14 protein-coding genes and 2 tRNA genes are annotated in these 17,357 nt (G+C 67.2%); 9 read left to right on the top strand and 7 right to left on the bottom strand.

Annotated elements, in window-relative coordinates:
* Positions 1 to 94: 94 nt before the first annotated feature.
* Positions 95 to 169, bottom strand: a tRNA-Thr gene (locus tag OMW55_RS09200).
* A gap of 59 nt (positions 170 to 228) precedes the next feature.
* Here OMW55_RS09200 and OMW55_RS09195 point away from each other — a divergent pair.
* Positions 229 to 375 carry a hypothetical protein gene (locus OMW55_RS09195; protein ID WP_264882590.1) on the top strand — a complete coding sequence of 49 codons (147 nt, stop codon included), beginning with the start codon at positions 229 to 231 and terminating at the stop codon, positions 373 to 375.
* Positions 376 to 391: 16 nt separating this feature from the next.
* Here the strand turns inward: OMW55_RS09195 and OMW55_RS09190 are convergent, their stop codons facing one another.
* Positions 392 to 2,203: an aminopeptidase P family protein gene (locus tag OMW55_RS09190; RefSeq protein ID WP_264882588.1), complete on the bottom strand. Its 1,812-nt coding sequence runs from the start codon at positions 2,201 to 2,203 to the stop codon at positions 392 to 394.
* Between the two features lie 46 nt (positions 2,204 to 2,249).
* Between OMW55_RS09190 and OMW55_RS09185 the strand changes: the two genes are divergently transcribed.
* The 5 genes from OMW55_RS09185 to OMW55_RS09165 all read left to right on the top strand — a co-directional run bounded on the left by OMW55_RS09185 (position 2,250) and on the right by OMW55_RS09165 (position 7,663).
* Positions 2,250 to 4,310: a S9 family peptidase gene (locus OMW55_RS09185; RefSeq protein WP_264882586.1), complete on the top strand. Its 2,061-nt coding sequence runs from the start codon at positions 2,250 to 2,252 to the stop codon at positions 4,308 to 4,310.
* Complete coding sequence (locus tag OMW55_RS09180; protein ID WP_264882584.1) at positions 4,307 to 5,671, top strand: hypothetical protein; 1,365 nt, start codon at positions 4,307 to 4,309, stop codon at positions 5,669 to 5,671. Before OMW55_RS09185 ends, OMW55_RS09180 begins: the two co-directional genes overlap by 4 nt.
* Positions 5,668 to 6,066, top strand: coding sequence for an acyl-CoA thioesterase (locus OMW55_RS09175; protein ID WP_264882582.1), 399 nt, complete (start codon positions 5,668 to 5,670; stop codon positions 6,064 to 6,066). Before OMW55_RS09180 ends, OMW55_RS09175 begins: the two co-directional genes overlap by 4 nt.
* Positions 6,067 to 6,209: 143 nt before the next feature.
* Positions 6,210 to 6,848 (top strand): maleylacetoacetate isomerase, encoded by a 639-nt coding sequence (gene maiA, locus OMW55_RS09170; protein WP_264882581.1) that lies wholly within the window; start codon positions 6,210 to 6,212, stop codon positions 6,846 to 6,848.
* Positions 6,849 to 6,877: 29 nt separating this feature from the next.
* Positions 6,878 to 7,663, top strand: coding sequence for a class II aldolase/adducin family protein (locus tag OMW55_RS09165; protein ID WP_407822152.1), 786 nt, complete (start codon positions 6,878 to 6,880; stop codon positions 7,661 to 7,663).
* Here OMW55_RS09165 and OMW55_RS09160 read toward each other — a convergent pair.
* Positions 7,660 to 8,178, bottom strand: coding sequence for a hypothetical protein (locus OMW55_RS09160; RefSeq protein ID WP_264882580.1), 519 nt, complete (start codon positions 8,176 to 8,178; stop codon positions 7,660 to 7,662). The genes OMW55_RS09165 and OMW55_RS09160 overlap by 4 nt on opposite strands.
* A 126-nt stretch (positions 8,179 to 8,304) precedes the next feature.
* On the opposite strand from OMW55_RS09160, the gene OMW55_RS09155 reads away from it, so the two are divergent.
* Positions 8,305 to 8,381 (top strand) — tRNA-Pro (locus OMW55_RS09155).
* 53 nt (positions 8,382 to 8,434) lie between these two features.
* Here the strand turns inward: OMW55_RS09155 and OMW55_RS09150 are convergent.
* The 3 genes from OMW55_RS09150 to OMW55_RS09140 all read right to left on the bottom strand — a co-directional run bounded on the left by OMW55_RS09150 (position 8,435) and on the right by OMW55_RS09140 (position 10,478).
* The gene (locus tag OMW55_RS09150; RefSeq protein ID WP_264882578.1) at positions 8,435 to 8,695 is read right to left on the bottom strand and encodes a hypothetical protein; all 261 of its coding nucleotides are present in this window, start codon (positions 8,693 to 8,695) and stop codon (positions 8,435 to 8,437) included.
* A gap of 95 nt (positions 8,696 to 8,790) precedes the next feature.
* Positions 8,791 to 10,104, bottom strand: a complete 1,314-nt coding sequence (locus OMW55_RS09145) for an FAD-dependent oxidoreductase (protein WP_264882576.1) — start codon at positions 10,102 to 10,104, stop codon at positions 8,791 to 8,793.
* Positions 10,105 to 10,160: 56 nt separating this feature from the next.
* Positions 10,161 to 10,478: a polyhydroxyalkanoic acid system family protein gene (locus OMW55_RS09140; protein WP_264882574.1), complete on the bottom strand. Its 318-nt coding sequence runs from the start codon at positions 10,476 to 10,478 to the stop codon at positions 10,161 to 10,163.
* A 62-nt stretch (positions 10,479 to 10,540) separates the two neighbouring features.
* Between OMW55_RS09140 and OMW55_RS09135 the strand changes: the two genes are divergently transcribed.
* Entirely contained in the window at positions 10,541 to 11,272 is a 732-nt protein-coding gene (locus OMW55_RS09135) for a hypothetical protein (RefSeq protein ID WP_264882573.1), read from the top strand.
* A gap of 98 nt (positions 11,273 to 11,370) precedes the next feature.
* On the opposite strand, the gene OMW55_RS09130 is transcribed toward OMW55_RS09135, so the two are convergent.
* Positions 11,371 to 14,487, bottom strand: a complete 3,117-nt coding sequence (locus OMW55_RS09130) for a TonB-dependent receptor domain-containing protein (RefSeq protein ID WP_264882571.1) — start codon at positions 14,485 to 14,487, stop codon at positions 11,371 to 11,373.
* Positions 14,488 to 14,752: 265 nt separating this feature from the next.
* Here OMW55_RS09130 and clpB point away from each other — a divergent pair, with 265 nt between their 5' ends.
* Positions 14,753 to 17,356 carry an ATP-dependent chaperone ClpB gene (clpB, locus tag OMW55_RS09125; RefSeq protein ID WP_264882570.1) on the top strand — a complete coding sequence of 868 codons (2,604 nt, stop codon included), beginning with the start codon at positions 14,753 to 14,755 and terminating at the stop codon, positions 17,354 to 17,356.
* Position 17,357: the final 1 nt, after the last annotated feature.

Below are 17,357 nucleotides of genomic sequence, written 5' to 3'. Positions count from 1 at the left end.
GTCCAGTCAGTTCTTCAACTTGCGCTTGCCGAAACCGCCATCCGGCGGACCATCGCCTGCGACCCTCCCCCGGAGGGTCGCTGATCGGCGATGGTGGTGCTGCCGGTGAGGATTGAACTCACGACCTCAGCCTTACCAAGGATGCGCTCTACCACTGAGCTACGGCAGCATGTCTGAAGGACGGGCGGGCCTATGGCCGTGGCGCTCGCCCCATGTCAAGGAAAGAGAATGAGCAAGGAGGACAAAGCCGAGCGCCTCGCCGCGCAACTTCGCGAGAACCTGCGCCGGCGCAAGGCACAGGCCCGCGCTACCCGCCTAGCGGAAAATCCCGAACACAACCGCGACCCCGAGGAAGATCACCGTCAGGGCGAGTAGCGGCACCAAGCGCTTTCTAGGCATTTCGCTCGTCTCCCAACGGCCGGCACTGCGCTTCCAGCCAGGCGCGTTCCTCGGCCCCAAGCCCCGGTCCGACTTTCGCCAGCACTTCGGCATGATAAGCGTCGAGCCACTGCAGCTCCGCCGCCGACAGCATCTCTTGAACGATCAGCCGCCGGTCGATGGGCGAGAAGGTCAGCGTCTCGAACCCGAGCATCTCCTTTTCCGCGCCCGCGATCTGCCGGTCGACGACCAGCACCAGGTTCTCGATCCGGATACCGTACTCGCCCGCCTTGTAGTAGCCGGGCTCGTTCGACAGGATCATGCCCGCCTGCAGCGGCTCGTCAGCGCCGGCGAACGCCCCGCCCGGCGGCGAGATGCGCTGCGGACCCTCGTGCACCGACAGGAAGCTGCCGACGCCGTGGCCGGTGCCATGGGCATAATCCAGCCCTGCCTCCCACAGCGGCCGCCGCGCGAAACTGTCCAGTTGCCCACCGCGTGTGCCCTTGGGAAACACGGCGGTGGCGATGGCGATATGCCCCTGCAGCACCCGCGTGAACCGGTCGCGCATCTCGGCGGTCGGCTCGCCCACCGCGACCGTCCGGGTGATGTCAGTGGTGCCGTCCTCATACTGTCCGCCCGAGTCGATCAGGTAGAGCGACCCGCTTTCAAGCTTGCGGTTGGTCTTCTCGCTCGAGCGATAGTGAACGATCGCGCCGTTCGGACCCGCGCCCGAGATGCTGTCGAAGCTCAGGTCCTTGAGCTCCGGATATTCCCGCCGCAGCGCCTCCAGCTTGTCCGACGCCGTGAGCTCGTCCAGCTCGCCGCCCGGCGCCTGCTCCTCGACCCACTTGAGGAAGCGGGTCATCGCCACCGCGTCGCGCGCCTGAGCCGTGCGATGCCCCGCCAGCTCCGCCTCATTCTTGATCGCCCGCGGCAGCACGGTCGGATCGCGCACCGGCACCACTTTCGCGCCAGCCGCTTCGAGCGCCTCGAAGATCGCCGCCACCGACCGCTCCGCATCCACCGCGACCGTCTTGCCGCCGAGCTCCGCAAGCGCACCTTCGAATGCCGCCCGCTCATGCAGCCGCACCCCGTTGCCCAGGTGCTGCGTCAGCTCCGGCGTGACCTTCTCGCCCGCAACGAACAGGTCGGCCGTCCCATCCGCGTGAACCAGCGCATAGGCCAGCGCGACCGGCGTATGGCTAACGTCCGTGCCCCGCACGTTGAACGTCCATGCGATCGAATCCAGCGCCGCCAGCACCGCTGCGTCCGCGCCCTGCCCTGTCAGCCAGTCCGCGATCTCCTGCCGCTTGGCGGCGCTGCTGCGCCCAGCCAGCCGCTCCGGCTGCACCACAAGGGTGGCCTTGCTCGCCTCCGGCCGGTCGGCCCACACCCGGTCGATCGGATTGTCGCGCACCGCCACCAGCGTGGCGCCGCGCGCCTTCAGCGCCTCGGTCGCCTGCGTCACCCAGTCGCGCCGATGCAGCCACGGATCATAGCCGATCCGCCCACCTTCCGGCGCATGCTCCTTCAGCCACCCGGCGATGCTGGTCTCCGGCACCGACTGGTAGCTCCAGTGCTCACCGTCGACCTGGCTGCGCACTTGAAGCGTGTAGCGTCCGTCGGTGAAGATGGCCGCTTCCTCCGGCAGTACCACCGCCGACCCGGCCGAGCCCTCGAACCCGGTCAGCCACGCCAGCCGCTGGGCGTAGCTGCCGACATATTCGCTCATGTGCTCGTCGGTCAGCGGGACGACGAACCCGTCGAGGCTCTGCTCGGCAAGCTGGCGGCGGAGGGCGGCGAGGCGATCGGCATGACTGGACATGGCCAAGTCTCTAGCCCGCGCGCGCCTTCGTTGGCAAAGGGTGGCCATGACCTTGTCCCCGCCGCCGCAAGCCCCCCAGCGCCCCTACAGCTACGAACGCCACGGCGTCACCGTCGAGGACCCGTGGCACTGGTTGCGCGACCCCGGCTACCCCAAGGTCGAGGACCCGGACGTCCTTGCCTATCTGAACGCCGAAAATGCCTACTTCGAGGCGTGGAAGGCGCCGCACGAGAACCTCATCGAAACCCTGTTCCAGGAACTCAAGGGCCGCCAGAAGGAAGACGACAGCTCCGTGCCCGTCAAGGACGGAGACTGGCTCACCTGGTGGGCGTTCCAGCCCGGGGCACAATACCGGCAATGGCATCGCAAGCTCGCGACCGGTGGCGACGACCAGCTGATCTTCGACGAAGTCGCGGAGGCAGAGGGCAAGCAATACTTCCGCCTCGGCGCGTTTTCCATCAGCCCGGACGGCAAGCTCGCCGCCACCCTGGTCGACGACGACGGATCCGAACGCTTCAAGCTCCGCATCCGCGACCTCGCCTCGGGCAAGGACCTGGAGACCGTCACCGAGGTTGGCATCGGCTCCCCCGTCTGGACCGCCGACAGCAGCGGCATCGTCTTCACGGAGGTCAACGACAACTGGCGCAGCTACCGCGCCCGCTACCACCGGGTCGGCGCGCCGCGGGAGGAGACCGTCACCCTCTATGAGGAGAAGGACGACCTCGGCTTCTCCGTTGGCGTCAGCCGCAGCCACGACCGCAGCCTGATCTTCATCGCCACCGGCGACAATACCACCAGCGAGGTGCGCTTCGTCCCCGCCGACGATCCAACCGCCCCGCCGACCCTGATCTCGCCCCGGCGGACAGGTCGCGAGTACCAGGCCGACGCTGCCCATGGCCGGCTCTGGATCCTCACCAACGACACCCACGTCAACTTTCGCGTCGCCAGCGCGGACCCCGCCGCCCCGGGCGAGTGGGAGGAAGTCATCCCCGGCTCCGACCGCACCTACCTGCGCGGCCTTGCCGCCTTCCGCGACCATCTGGCGCTTACCACCAGGGTCGACGGCCTCGACCAGCTCACCCTGCGCGACTACGCCAGCGGCGCGGAAGAACGCATTCCCTTTGCGGAGGCGAGCTACACCGCCAGTTTCGGCAGCAATCCGGAATATGCGCCGGACACCTACCGCATCGGCTACACGTCGATGGTAACGCCCGGGACCGTCTACGACTATGACCCGCGCACCCGCGAACTCATCACCCGCAAGGTGCAGGAGATTCCGTCCGGCTACGACGCCAGCCAGTACGCCACCGAGCGGCTGATGCTGCCGGCGCGCGACGGGACGCTGGTCCCCGCCAGCGTGGTCTACAAGCGCGGCTACAGGAAGGATGGCTCGCAGCCGCTGTTCATCTATGCCTACGGTGCCTACGGCCACGCCATCCCGCCCAGCTTCTCGACCGCGCGGCTAAGCCTGCTCGACCGCGGCTTCGCCTACGCCATCGCCCACATCCGGGGCGGTGACGACCTTGGCTACCAGTGGTTTCTCGATGGCAAGCTGACCAAGCGCACCAACACCTTCATCGATTTCGTCGACGTCGCGAAGGGGCTGGTCGCCGAAGGCTTCTCTCGCCCCGGCCGCATCGCCATCCAGGGCGGCTCGGCGGGCGGCGAGCTGATGGGCGTGGTCGCCAACACCGACCCCGAGCTGTGGGGTGCAGTGATCGCCGACGTGCCGTTCGTGGACGTGGTGAGCACCATGCTCGACGACACGCTGCCGCTCACCCCCGGCGAGTGGCCGGAGTGGGGCAATCCGATCACCGACCCGGACGCCTTTCACCTCCTGCGCAGCTACAGCCCGTACGATAACGTCACGGCGCAGTGCTACCCCCCGATGCTGATCACCGCCGGGCTGAACGACCCGCGCGTGACCTATTGGGAGCCGGCCAAGTGGGCCGCGAAACTCCGCGCGAGCAAGACGGACGCCAACCTGCTCATGCTTAAGACCAACATGGGCGCGGGCCATGGCGGCAAGTCGGGCCGCTGGGACAGCTTGCGCGAAGTGGCGGAGGAATATGCCTTCGTGCTGACCCAGCTGGACGCCGCCGCTTGAGCCTGGCGCTCGCCGCAGCCCTGGCCGCCACGCTCGCCGGCCCGCCGGTCGACGTGCGGGTCAGCCGCACCGGCGAAACCTTCGTGGCCGAGTTCAAGCTTCCGCGCTCGGCCCCGGCCTGGGGCTTCTTCCGCTCAGCGCCAGCCCGGGTCGGGGGACAGCCGTGGCGGCCGGCTAGCTGGACGGTGCTGACGCCCGGCGTGCAATTGGTGCACCGCGGCCGCTACGACGCGCTGGTCGGTACCGCCGGCGGACCAGTGCCCCGCACCGTGCGGGTGCGGGTGACGCCGTTCACCGGTGACCTCGTCAGCGATTATGTCCCGGCGCTCCGCCTCGGCGCGCGCGGCATTGCGCTGTTCGACGGCCATTTCGCACTCTTCTCGGTGAGCAGCCCAAGCGGCCTCGACCGCCTACCCGTCGACCTGGCCGACACGGCCGTCGGCGACAGCGGCACCCGGGTCCGCTTCGCCAGCCCGTCCGGTTCCCTGCGCCTCGCCGGTGACGTGACCGGCTATCAGGCTGGGGACAGCGCCGGCACCTACGGCCTGTTCGATGTTCCAGCCGCGATCGAGCAGGACGGCATGACCACGGTCGTGGACGCGGGGCTACCCGCCTGGCTCGCCGCCGACATCCGCACCTTCACTCCCCGGGTGCTCGCCCGTTACCGCCGCCAGCTTGGGGCCGCCGACGGGCTCAGGCCCACCGTGCTGGCCAGCTGGGCCGGCGCCGAGCGCCCGGGCATCAGCCTCAACGGCGGAGTGCTGAAGGGGCTGGTGCTGATGCGCATGTCCGGCCGCCAGGTGCTCACCTCCGACCGCCAGGTCCGCTCGGCCGCGCATCGCTTCATTGCGCACGAAAGCGCCCACTTCTGGCTCGGCCAGGCGCTTGAATACGACCGCACGGCCGACAGCTGGATCATGGAAGGTGGCGCCGACCTGCTGGCCATCCGCACCCTCGCCGCCGAGGAACCCGAGTTCGATGCTCGCGCTGCGCTCCAGCGCTCGCTCGACGGCTGCCTTGCCGCCACTCGGCGCGGCGCCCTGGCGGGTGCCGGCGAACGGGGCGCCACGCAGGCCTGGTACGATTGCGGCGCCGTCCTGTCGCTGGCGGCCGAACGCGCGGCCGGTGGCGATTTCGGCGCCTTCGTCGGCCGAATGATCGCCGTCAATCCGGACAACAAGATCAGCGCGGACGAATGGCTGCTGTTGATCGACCGCGCTGCCCCGGGCCGCGGCCTTGCCCGCCTCGCCCGCCCGCTGATCGAGCGCCCGCAACCCGACCCGACCGGCTGGACCGCGCTGCTGACCGCCGCCAACATCCGCTTCCGCCTTCGTCCCGACCGCACCCCGGAGCTGCTGTGACCCGTCCGACCTTCAGCCTGACCCTGACCGCCCTGCCCGAGCACATCGACGAGCTCGGCCACGTCAACAATGCCGTCTGGGTGCAGTGGATCCAGCAGGTCGCCCTGGCGCATTGGTACAGCCTGGCCGACCCGGCGCACGCCGAGGCCTATATCTGGGTCATTGTCCGGCACGAGATCGACTATCTCCGACCCGCGTTTGCAGGCGACCAGGTGACCGGCACGACTTGGGTCGGCGACGCGCCGCAGGGCGCCAAGTTCGACCGGCTGATGGAGTTCACCAACGCCGACGGCAAGGTCTGCGTCCGCGCCCGCACCGTGTGGGCGATCATCGACAAGGCGGCCGGCCGGCCGATCCGAGTGCCGGTCGAGGTGGTGGCACCGTTCATGGCCTGACCGCGGTGCTGTCCTACCGCCCACCCCTGCGATAAGGTGCGCTCCATGACTCGACCGCCCGCCGATCGCCACCCATTCGGTCGTCCACACGGCGAAGTGGACGAAGTGGACAGTGGTACGTTTTCGCTGACGGACGAGGCAGCATGACCCGGGCCGTCCTCCACGATTATTTCCGCTCCTCGGCCAGCTACCGGGTCCGGATCGCACTCAACCTCAAAGGCATCTCCTACGAGAGTCACGCGATCGACCTGCGCACGGACGAGCAGAAGAGCGCCGATTACCGCCGGCTGAACCCGCAGGGCTTCGTCCCCATGCTTGAGATGAATGGCGAGCGCCTGACGCAAAGCCTCGCGATCTTCGACTATCTTGACTCGCAGGTGCCCGAGCCGCCGTTCGTGCCCCACGACCCGGCCGGCCGCGCCCATGTGCTGGCGCTGGCGCTGACGGTCGCCTGCGACATCCACCCGCTCAACAACTTGCGCGTGCTGCGCTACCTCAAGAACCAGCTCGGCCAGCCGCAGGACGCGATCGACGACTGGTATCGCCATTGGTGCAGCGAGGGCCTGGCGGCGCTCGAGGGCCTCGCCGCCCTACAAGCCGGCAAGTACCTCTACGGCGACACGCTCAGCATGGCCGACATCTGCCTCGTGCCGCAGCTCTACAACGCCCGCCGGCTCGACACCCCGCTGGATGCCTTCCCGACCCTCACCCGCGTGGATGCGGCGCTGACCCAGCTGCCCGCCTTCGCCGCCGCCCACCCCGACCGACAGGAGAGCCAGTGATGAACCGCGTCGACACCATCAACAGCGGCATGGACCAGGTGACCGCCCTGCAATCGGTCGACATCCCCAGCATGAAGGGCAAGGTCAGCGACGAGGAATGGCAGCTTCGTATCGACCTCGCCGCCGCCTATCGACTGGTTGCGCACTACGGCTGGGACGATCTCATCTTCACCCACATGAGCGTCCGCGTGCCGGGGCCCGAGCACCACTTCCTGCTCAACCCCTACAACCTGATGTTCGAGGAAGTGACCGCCAGTTCGCTGATCAAGGTCGACCTTCACGGCAATCCGGTCGAGCCGACGCCCTTTATCACTAACCCGGCCGGCTTCACCATCCACTCAGCCGTCCACATGGCCCGCGACGACGCCCATGCGGTGATCCACCTCCACACGCCGCACGGCCAGGCCGTTGCCGCCCATGAAGAAGGCCTGCTGCCGCTCACCCAGACCGCGATGCTGGTCGGCGGCGACCTCGCCTTCCACGACTACGAAGGCGTCGCCACCGACCTGGAGGAACGGGAGCGGATCGTCGCCGACCTCGGCACCCGCTCGGCCATGCTGCTGCGCAACCACGGCACGCTGACGGTCGGCGAGACCGTCGGCGAAGCGTTCATCCGCATGTACTTTCTGGAGCGCGCCTGCGAGGCGCAGATCTACGCCCTGTCAGCTGGCGACAAGGTCAACAACCCGCCCCAGGGCACGCCCGAAGTGGCGGCGCAGCAAGGCGCCGTTGGCCTGAAGATGGCCGCCAAGCTCCTCGCCTGGCCGGCCCTGCTCCGCAAGGCGTACCGCCTCGACCCGGAGTTCGCGAGCTAGGCTAGGGTTTCAGCCGCCCGCAACGAGCCAGCTTGCGCCCGCACGACCTGCACGGCTTTGGCCAGCCGGTCGCGCATGTCGCAGGCTTCGGCCCAGGTCTGCGCATGCATCCTGATCGTCTCGCCGCCAACCGGACGGTGGGCAAAAGTAAGCAGCCACTTTGCGCCGCGCCCTTCCCAGACCTTCAGCATGCCATGGGTAAGATGCGCTCGCCATTCAAAGTCGGGCGCAAGCTTCCCGAGGCTGGCCGACAAGGCCCCTGCCTTCGCTCCAAACAAGCCCTTCTCGCCGGTCAGCTCGCGCAGTTGTCCGAAGGCAGACCCGACCGGCTCACCGGTCTTGATCTTCCGTGCACCCTTGCCTGTTCCCTTCAGGCCGATGAGCAGCGTTTCGATGATCTGCTCGAGCTCGGCGAAGTGCTGGATGCACTCTCCCCTCCACTGCTCGGCATGGGCCATCATCGCTGTATAATCGTCGAACGGGGGCTTCTGGATGGCGGTGACTGGCGCGTTCATGCCGGCAACCTTGCGCCGCACCCGTCAAGAAATGCTGAAGCTCATGGGCGCCAAGCGGGTTGCATCCCGCTACGCCCCCGCCTAAGACGCCCCCGCCTTGGCTCCCGCGTTACCGCGGGTTCCGGTCGGGGAGTAGCTCAGCCTGGTAGAGCACTGTCTTCGGGAGGCAGGGGCCGGAGGTTCGAATCCTCTCTCCCCGACCACTTTCTCCTGCTTGCGTGAACGGGTGCCGACCCGGTGAGGGGCTGATCGGTGATCAGCCCCGGCAGGCGATGCCTGGCCCGGGGATTGGTGGACGGCCGCCGAACGCCCGCACCAGCGCGCCGTACGACTGGACCTGTGAGACTGTCGTGTCTCCCATCACCCATTCGTCGTTCAGCCCCGAAAATGAGCAGATGGAGCTTGCCCGATAGCTGTGGACCGGCGTGTATTCGCCGTTGCCGGTGATCTCGCCGGCGGCGGCAGGACTGGCCAGAAGAACCAGGCAGGCCGCGAGCTTGGGTGTGCTAGTCGCCATGTTTGTCTCCTCAGTTTGCTGGAAACGCCACGGGAAACGGGTCGGCGCGAACACCATGGGAGGTCTCGGACGGATTGGCGAGTAGGCCAGATTGCCTAGGTCTGGCGGGCGCGCAGCAACTCCTCGATCCGCACCAGCTTCTCGCGCGGCGCCCCAGCGCGGGCCGCCGCGATCTCGGCCGCCTCGATCCGCTGCCAGTCCGCGAACGGCACCGGATCAGCGCCGCGCGAATGCAGCAGGCGGTCGAGACCCTCACCGCCTTCTCGTCCTGACGCATCGCCCTCGACAGGGAACGCTGCCGCAATCTGCTCTGCCACTTCGTAGCCATCCGGTCGGTTGGTTCCGATCGTCCCTGTCGGACCGCGCCGTGCCCAGCCAACCGCGTACAGTCGCTCGGCGATCCGTCCGTTATTATTCAGAAACCGGCCCAACCGCTCGTCATAGGGCACGCCAGGGATGGCAGGCGTCGCATAGCCGATGCAGCTCACCACCAGTCGCGCCGGCACGACGTAGGTCTCGCCTGTGCCCCGTGCCGAGCCATCGGGCTGCAGCGCCGTGCGCTCCACGATCACTCGCTCTGCCCGACCATCGCCTTCGATCGCCAGCGGCCGGGCGAAGAAGTCGAAGATGATGCGCTTCGGTTTGGCAAGCTCCGGCGCAGCTCCCGCGAAGTCACGCAGGTGCTGCACCGACTTGCGCTGGCCAGGGTCCAGCGCGGCATCGGTTGCGGCGGGCGGAAGGTCGCTCGCGTCCACTACTGGCGAGGCTTCGGCAAGATGACCCAGCTCACCCAACTCCTTGGGAGTCATCGCGATCTGGTGCGGCCCGCGGCGGCCGAGAAGGGTGATCGTCCGCACCGCACTCTCGCCTAGCGCCTGCAGGGCATGACCAACGATGTCGGAACCGGCGAACTCCTCGGTGGTCTTCGACAGGATGCGGGCGACGTCCAGTGCGACGTTGCCATTGCCGATGACCACCGCATCCTCGCCGTCCAGCGGCGGGGCCAAGTCGGCGAAGTCCGGATGCCCGTTGTACCAGCCGACGAACGCCGCCGAACCAATCACGCCGGGGAGCTCGTCCCCCGGGATGCCGAGCAGCCGGTCGTGCGGAGCGCCGGTGGCGAGCACCACCGCGTCGAAATAGTGCAGCAATTCCTCAACCGAGACATCGGCCCCTAAGTGAACGTTGCCCAGGAATCGGCAATTCGGCTCCAGCGCGACCTTCTCGTAGCGCTTCGATACAGCCTTGATGGACTGGTGATCGGGCGCGACGCCGAAGCGGATCAGGCCATACGGGACCGGCAACCGGTCGATCAGGTCGATGCGGCACCCGTGTCCATAGGCCTTGAGCAGCGCTTCGGCCGTGTAGAAGCCCGCCGGGCCGGAACCGATCACGGCGAAGTGGCGCATGGCGACTGCCTCCCCTGTTCGCCCGACAGTCTAGCCCCTCGCGGGCCGCGGTCCAGCTACTTCGTCCGGTCCTCCAGCAGTAGGTCGGAGCCCTTGGCTTTGAGCGCCGCTTCGATCGGCTTGGCGAACAGGCCGAGCATCCCGGGCAGTTCGATGCGGCAGCGGACGTGCTTCTCCTCGACGTCGATCTTCGCGTCGACGCTTTGGCCCATGGCACCTACGGTCATATCGAGGCGAGAGCCGGACCATGCGCTGGTCACCTCCGCTCCACCGGGGATGTAGCCCTGGAGCTTGTGGATGTTGGCGGCAATGCGGCGTTGCGCTTCTTCGCGGCCAAGGTTGTGCGGCAGGTCGACATGGATGGGCTGGGTCATGAAAGCGACGTGCCCCCGAGCTTTCCACTTTTCAAGCGGCTCCGCCCGGCTACGCTCAGCCCATGTCCGCGTCCTTTCTGCTGCTCGCACTTGCGCAGCCTGCCGCCGCCCTTGCCGCACCACCGCCATTCAGCGTCGCGCCGCCGGTGTGGAATCCGACCGGCGATTACGTGATCATGGGCCAGGATGAACCCGGGTACCGGCGCTGGCTCGCGGCGCGGCCGTGGCGCGCCGGGCTGGTCGCAAGCTTTCATCGCTATCTGTTCAGCAATCAGGTGGCGCTGGTCGTGCCGACGTGGCAGCTGCTGCGGACCGCCAGCGATTGGGCGAAGTGCGGCGCCGACCCGTTCGAAGTGCCGCCCGCCGACGAGTGGCCGAATGTCGTCCGCACCCTCCGCTACGTCCGCGACTATGTGGTGCCCGCGGTCGGTCCGGTGGAGCCCGTGTCCGTGTACCGCAACCCCATCCTCAACCAGTGCGCCGGCGGCGCGGCGGAAAGCGTGCACCAGTCCATGTCGGCGATCGACCTGGTGCCACTGCAGCCTATCGAGCGGACTGCGTTGGTGACCCGGCTGTGCGCGGCCCATGCGCTGTCGGGCCCGCGCTACAGCGTCGGGCTGGGCTTCTACACCAAGCTGCGCTTTCACGTGGACAGTTGGAAGTATCGCACGTGGGGCCGCAACGATGCCGGAACCCTCGCCTGTGGGGTCGATCCGGTGACACCCGCCCCTGCCGTCCTGACCGGCGCGCGAGCAGCCCCTCAGGTTCCGGCAGCCCAACCACCGCACCGTTAAGCAATCGCGACCCACGGAGGCGAGCGCGCCGGCGGGGCAAAAGAAAGGGGCGGCGCCAGCTGGCACCGCCCCTTCTTTGTTCAGCTGAACCGCTCGAACTAGAAGTTCAGGCGGACACCAGCGCGGTACTGACGACCCAGGATGCCCGTGCCGCCCTGCACCGGGTTGTACAGGTGCGCGCCGTAGGTCGCCGGATCGACGTCCGGCAGGTTGTCCAGCGCGTTCAGGACGTTGGCATAGAAGGTCACCCGGTCATTCGCCCGGACCTGAGCAACCAGGTCGAGGGTCGTGTAGGCGCCCACGTTGCACGGCAGGTAGTCGACGCCGAGGCTGCAATCGCCACGCTCACCGCCCTGATCCTCAGCCGACAGGTTGTAACCACCGAAGTAGTTCAGGGTGCCAGTCAGCGACACTTTGCCCCAGTCGATCGTGTTCTGCCAGCTGCCATGCCACTTCGGAGTACCCGACCCGGCGGTCAGGTTGAAGTTGCCCAGCGTGCCTTCGTAACGCTCGGACGTGCCGTCCGGGAAGGTCGTGCTGAGCTCCAGGATCCGGCTGGCTTCAAGCGACGAGGTCAGCTTGATGCCGCGGAAGCTGAAGCGGGCCAACGCCGCGAAGTCCAGACCGCGCGAGCGGATGGTATTCGCGTTCACCAGCGCCGACTCGACGAAACCAATCACCGGGAGGGCGGTCGGGTTGTTCGGGTCAGGCGAACCGGCAATCACGTTGTAGCCAGCCGGGATGGCGCAGGTGCCACCGTTGAACTGCGCCGCGGTGCAGGAGTAGTAAGCGGCGAGCGCCGGAGCGTTCGACGGCTGCGTGATCGCACCGGTCTTCTTGATGTCGAAGTAATCCACCGTGAAGGTGAAGTTCCGCACCGGGTTGAAGATCGCACCCAGCGTGATGCTGCGCGACTTCTCCGGGTCCAGGTTCGGCGAGGCCAGGGTGGTCTGACCGTAGCTGTTGGTACGGATGTAGGTCGGGCAGCTGCTGTAGGTCGCCAGGGAGCAGCCGTACTGCGCCAGGAACGAGTTGGTGAAGTTCGCCTGGTTGGTGGTCACGAACCCGGTCGTCGGCAGGGCGTTGGCCTCACCGAAGGACGGGATGCGGAAACCCTTCGACCAGGTCGCGCGGAACGCGATGGCGTCGATCGGCTCGAACTTCGCACCGATCTTCGGCGAGAACGCGCTCTGGCCCGACGAGTAGCTGTCGTAGCGGCCCGACGCGTTGATCTCGAGCACGTCCAGCACCGGCGCGTTGATCTCGCCGAACACGGACTTCACGGTGCGGTGACCTTCGGTGCCGAAGGCATTCAGCGTGAAGTAGCGCTGCGTCGGGCCGTTGTAGTCGGCGTTGGCCGACGGAGCGTCCACCGCCTCATAGCGGATCTGCCCGCCGAAGCCGACCTGCAGCGGACCGCCCGGAAGGTCGAACAGCGACCGTCCGAACGACACCTGGGCGGCATACAGGTCAGACGACGCGTCGGTGACGTTGTCCGGACGGACATAGTCCAGCACGGTCTGGCTGTTCAGCCCGGGGTTCACCAAGTTCAACGACCCGTTCGCGATCGCGGTCAGGAAGTTGTTGATGTAGACGTAGCCGTTCTGCTGACGACGCAGGTCGTTGTGCATCGCGGTCAGGTCGGCGCGAACGTCGAAGCCCGCGAACGACGTCGTCACGCCGGCGGCAGCACGATAGACGCGGCTGCGAGTGGCGTTGAACGTCGGATCGCTGAACGGAGTACCGATGAAGCGAGCGACCTGATTCTGCGCCGCGAACGGGTTGTTCGGGTTCAGGACAGCGCCCGGCGAGTTGACGGTGCAGCCGGTGTTCAGGCCGCTCGGATCAGCAACGCCAGCCGGGCAGGTATAGACCGGAAGGCTGAGCACGAACGAACCCGGAGCAAGGTTCGCAGCCGGACCCGTGGAGGTCGAGAACGGCCGGAACAGGATGCCCGCATTGGCGGTGCCACGCACCGTCGGCGGGAAGCCCGTGTAGTCGACGTTGCTCTGCTGGAAGTTGACCATGAAGTAGCCTTCAGTGTCATCCCCGAGTCGAGCAGTGACGCGGCCCGTTCCACCGAAGCGTCGGATGTTCGGCGTCACCACGCCGAACACATTGGTCCGGTCCACGGTGCAGATCGTGGTCGGCACGTTTACGCTGGCCGCGAGGTCCGCCGCAGTGGCCTGGAAGCCCGGACCATACTGGCACCCAGCTGCCGGGTTCAGCAGCTGATAGCGGCCCGCCGCCGTGGTGTTGGTCGCATTGTAGGGGCGCACATAGGGATCGTAGCCGATCAGGAAGGCACCATCGCCGTTGATCAAGCCGGTTCCGGGATCACGACCATTGACAATGTCGTTCGGGCCGCACGCAACGTCGTTGCACAGCTGGCTCTGGTCGTCCGTGTTGAACGGATACGGCAGGTCGCGGTTACGAACGGCGTTGGTCTTGAAGTAGAAGCCGCTGAAGTAGGCGTTGATGCCGTTCTTGGCGAGGTCGCCGGTACCCGCGGTCAGCGAGAAGCGGCGGTTGGCGCCAACGCCATCCTCGGTAATGCCGGCTTCGGCGCGGGCCTGGACGCCCGTGAACTGGCGCTTGGTGATGATGTTCACCACGCCCGCGATCGCGTCGGCGCCGTAGGTCGACGAGGCGCCGTCACGCAGCACTTCGACGCGGTCGACGATGTCGTCCGGAATGGTGTTGAGGTCGACGAAGTTACGCGAACCGTCGTCGGCGAGCGGGTAGTAGGCCGCGCGCTGGCCGTCGAACAGGACCAGCGTGGAGTTGGTCGACAGGCCGCGCAGCGACACGGCCGAAGCGCCGGCCGCGAACGCGCCGTTGGCGCTGAAGGAGTTGGTCAGCGCCGGGCCGTTGTTCGACGACAGCTGCTGGATCGCGTCCTGAACCGTGTTCTGGCCGCGCTTCTCGATGGTCTCGGCGGTCACGACGGTGATCGGCGACACGGTCTTCGACGTGGTCCCGCGGAACAGGGTACCGGTGACGACGATCTCTTCGCCCTGACCGTTGTCCGTGTTCGTGTTCGGCACCGGAGCGTCGGCCTGGGCCTCGTCCTCGGCCTGGGTCTGCGGCGTCGATGCCTGCGCGCCCGGGGTGTTGGTGGCATCCTGGGCCAGAGCCGGGCTGGCAATTAAGCCAAGACCCAGAACCGACACGACCTGCAAGGCCGTCGTCGAACGGAGGTAGGACTTCTGCATTAGTATCTCCCGAACCGACGCCAATCGCGGCGCCGCGAAGTAGATCGGGGGCTTCCACCCCACGATTGCGGCGCGTTCTGTGTTCGAGATCACCGAACTGTAAAGCTTCGAGCTGACCGCCAGAGTCGTTTGCGAAGGCATTGTGACCTGCCGGCCACATGCTGCGCCGCAGCAGGAACGAACAGAATCTGGTTTGATGCTCCTCCCCTCTTGTGTTGCGCAACAGCAACACTAGCTTTGAGGCACTAGAGGGGAACAAGGCTCCATGGATTTCGAGAAGCTGACCGATCGCGCCAAGGGCTTCGTGCAAGCGGCGCAGACCATCGCGGTGCGGGAACATCACCAGCGGATCGCACCGGCGCACCTGCTCAAGGCGCTGCTGGACGACGATCAGGGCATGGCGGCGGGGCTGATCGGTGCCGCGGGCGGTGACGCCAAGGCCGCCCAGCGCGAGTCGGACGCCCTGATCGCCAAGATCCCGGCGGTCACCGGGTCTGGGGCGACCAGCGCGCCGGGGCTGGACGGCGACACCATGCGGCTGCTGGACCAGGCTGAGCAGGTCGCCAGGAAAGCCGGCGACAGCTTCGTCACCGTGCAGCGGATCCTCTTGGCCATGGCGCTGGCCAAGGGCACGGACGTGGCCAACGCGCTGGTCCGGGCCGGCGTGCAGCCGCAAGCGCTTAATGCGGCGATCGACAAGCTGCAGGGCGGCCGCACCGCCGACACGCAGGGGGCCGAAGACCGACTCGACGCGCTCAAGAAGTTCGCGCGCGACCTCACGGCCGCCGCGCGCGAGGGCAAGCTCGACCCGGTGATCGGCCGCGACGAGGAGATCCGCCGCACGATTCAGGTGCTCGCCCGCCGGACCAAGAACAATCCGGTGCTGATCGGCGAGCCGGGCGTTGGCAAGACCGCCATCGTCGAGGGCCTCGCCATCCGCATGGCCAATGGTGACGTGCCGGACGGCCTTAAGGACCGGCGGCTGCTCAGCCTGGACATGGGCGCCCTGATCGCCGGCGCGAAGTATCGCGGCGAATTTGAGGAGCGGCTCAAGGGCGTGCTCGACGAGGTCAAGGCCGCAGCGGGCGAGATCGTCCTGTTTATTGACGAGATGCATACGCTGGTCGGCGCCGGAAAGAGCGAGGGCGCGATGGACGCGTCGAACCTGCTGAAACCGGCGCTGGCGCGCGGCGAGCTTCACTGCATCGGCGCGACCACGCTGGACGAGTACCGCAAGCACGTCGAAAAGGACCCGGCGCTGGAGCGGCGCTTCCAGCCGGTAGTGGTGGGTGAGCCGACGGTGGAAGATACCATCTCCATCCTGCGCGGCCTCAAGGAGAAGTACGAGCTCCACCACGGCATCACGATCACCGATCCGGCGATCGTGGCTGCGGCGACGCTCAGCAACCGTTACATTTCCGATCGCTTCCTGCCGGATAAGGCCATCGACCTGATGGACGAGGCCGCCAGTCGCCTCCGCATGGAGGTGGAGAGCAAGCCGGAGGAGATCGAGAACCTCGATCGGCGGATCATGCAGCTCAAGATCGAGCGCGAGGCGCTGAAGCGCGAGAAGGACGCGGCATCGCGCGACCGGCTGACCAACCTGGAGGGTGAACTCGCCAACCTGGAGCAGCAGTCGGCCGAGCTGACTCAGCGCTGGCAGGCGGAAAAGGAGAAGATCGCCGCATCGTCCAAGGTCCAGGAGCAGCTGGATACCGCGCGCATCGAGCTGGAGCAGGCGCAGCGCACCGGCGACCTCGCGAAGGCCGGCGAGCTGGCCTACGGGCGAATCCCGAATTTGGAGAAGCAGCTGGAAGAGGCGCGCACCGCCACCCAGCACGCGATGCTGCGCGAGGAAGTGACGGACCAGGACATCGCCGCGGTGGTCAGCCGCTGGACCGGCATCCCGGTCGAACGGATGATGGAGGGCGAGCGCGAGAAGCTGCTTGGCATGGAGGCCGAACTCGGCCGTCGAGTGATCGGCCAGGAGGATGCGGTCCGCGCCGTGTCCACCGCCGTCCGGCGTGCCCGGGCCGGCCTGCAGGACCCCAACCGGCCGCTGGGCTCATTCCTCTTCCTGGGGCCAACGGGCGTCGGCAAAACGGAGCTGACCAAGGCACTAGCCGAGTTCCTGTTCGACGACTCGGCCGCGATGGTCCGGATCGACATGAGTGAGTTCATGGAGAAGCATTCGGTCGCCCGCCTGATCGGCGCCCCTCCCGGCTATGTCGGCTATGAGGAAGGTGGCGTGCTGACCGAAGCGGTGCGGCGTCGGCCTTACCAGGTCGTGCTGTTCGACGAGGTCGAAAAGGCGCACGGCGACGTGTTCAACGTGCTTCTCCAGGTGCTCGACGACGGGCGGCTGACCGATGGACAGGGCCGCACGGTCGATTTCACCAACACCCTCATCATCCTGACTTCCAACCTCGGCAGTCAGTACCTTGCGAATCTCGGCGAGGACGAGCCGGCCGAGAAGGTCGAGCCGCAGGTGATGGACGTCGTCCGTGCCCATTTCCGGCCAGAGTTCCTGAACCGCCTGGACGAGATCATCCTGTTCCATCGTCTCAGCGCCGGCCACATGGGGCCGATCGTCGACATCCAGATCAAGCGCCTTGGCGATTTGCTGAAGGATAGGAAGATCAGGCTGGAGCTGACCGACGGCGCCCGCGCCTGGCTCGGCCGGGTCGGCTATGATCCGGTCTACGGCGCCCGCCCGCTCAAGCGCGCGGTGCAGCGCCACCTGCAGGACCCCCTCGCCGACCTCATTCTGAAAGGCGAGGTGCGCGACGGTCAGACCGTGCGGGTGGAGGAGGGCGAGGGCGCGCTGCGCCTGACCCCGGTCGAGGAGCCGGCCGCCGTGGCCGCTTGAT

Origin of the sequence: Sphingomonas arvum, assembly GCF_026013565.1 — a bacterium.
Lineage (GTDB): Bacteria > Pseudomonadota > Alphaproteobacteria > Sphingomonadales > Sphingomonadaceae > Sphingomicrobium > Sphingomicrobium arvum.
Note: the sequence above shows the minus strand (reverse complement) of the source record. Positions and strands in the feature narration are given on the sequence as shown.

Bases quoted from the DNA above. Each gene is read 5' to 3' on its own strand.
- clpB (WP_264882570.1), top strand. From the start codon at position 14,753: ATGGATTTCGAGAAGCTGACCGATCGCGCCAAGGGCTTCGTGCAAGCG.
- OMW55_RS09185 (WP_264882586.1), top strand. From the start codon at position 2,250: ATGACCTTGTCCCCGCCGCCGCAAGCCCCCCAGCGCCCCTACAGCTAC.
- OMW55_RS09150 (WP_264882578.1), bottom strand. From the start codon at position 8,695: ATGGCGACTAGCACACCCAAGCTCGCGGCCTGCCTGGTTCTTCTGGCC.
- OMW55_RS09160 (WP_264882580.1), bottom strand. From the start codon at position 8,178: ATGAACGCGCCAGTCACCGCCATCCAGAAGCCCCCGTTCGACGATTAT.
- OMW55_RS09130 (WP_264882571.1), bottom strand. From the start codon at position 14,487: ATGCAGAAGTCCTACCTCCGTTCGACGACGGCCTTGCAGGTCGTGTCG.
- maiA (WP_264882581.1), top strand. From the start codon at position 6,210: ATGACCCGGGCCGTCCTCCACGATTATTTCCGCTCCTCGGCCAGCTAC.
- OMW55_RS09165 (WP_407822152.1), top strand. From the start codon at position 6,878: ATGGACCAGGTGACCGCCCTGCAATCGGTCGACATCCCCAGCATGAAG.
- OMW55_RS09195 (WP_264882590.1), top strand. From the start codon at position 229: ATGAGCAAGGAGGACAAAGCCGAGCGCCTCGCCGCGCAACTTCGCGAG.
- OMW55_RS09135 (WP_264882573.1), top strand. From the start codon at position 10,541: ATGTCCGCGTCCTTTCTGCTGCTCGCACTTGCGCAGCCTGCCGCCGCC.
- OMW55_RS09145 (WP_264882576.1), bottom strand. From the start codon at position 10,104: ATGCGCCACTTCGCCGTGATCGGTTCCGGCCCGGCGGGCTTCTACACG.
- OMW55_RS09140 (WP_264882574.1), bottom strand. From the start codon at position 10,478: ATGACCCAGCCCATCCATGTCGACCTGCCGCACAACCTTGGCCGCGAA.
- OMW55_RS09190 (WP_264882588.1), bottom strand. From the start codon at position 2,203: ATGTCCAGTCATGCCGATCGCCTCGCCGCCCTCCGCCGCCAGCTTGCC.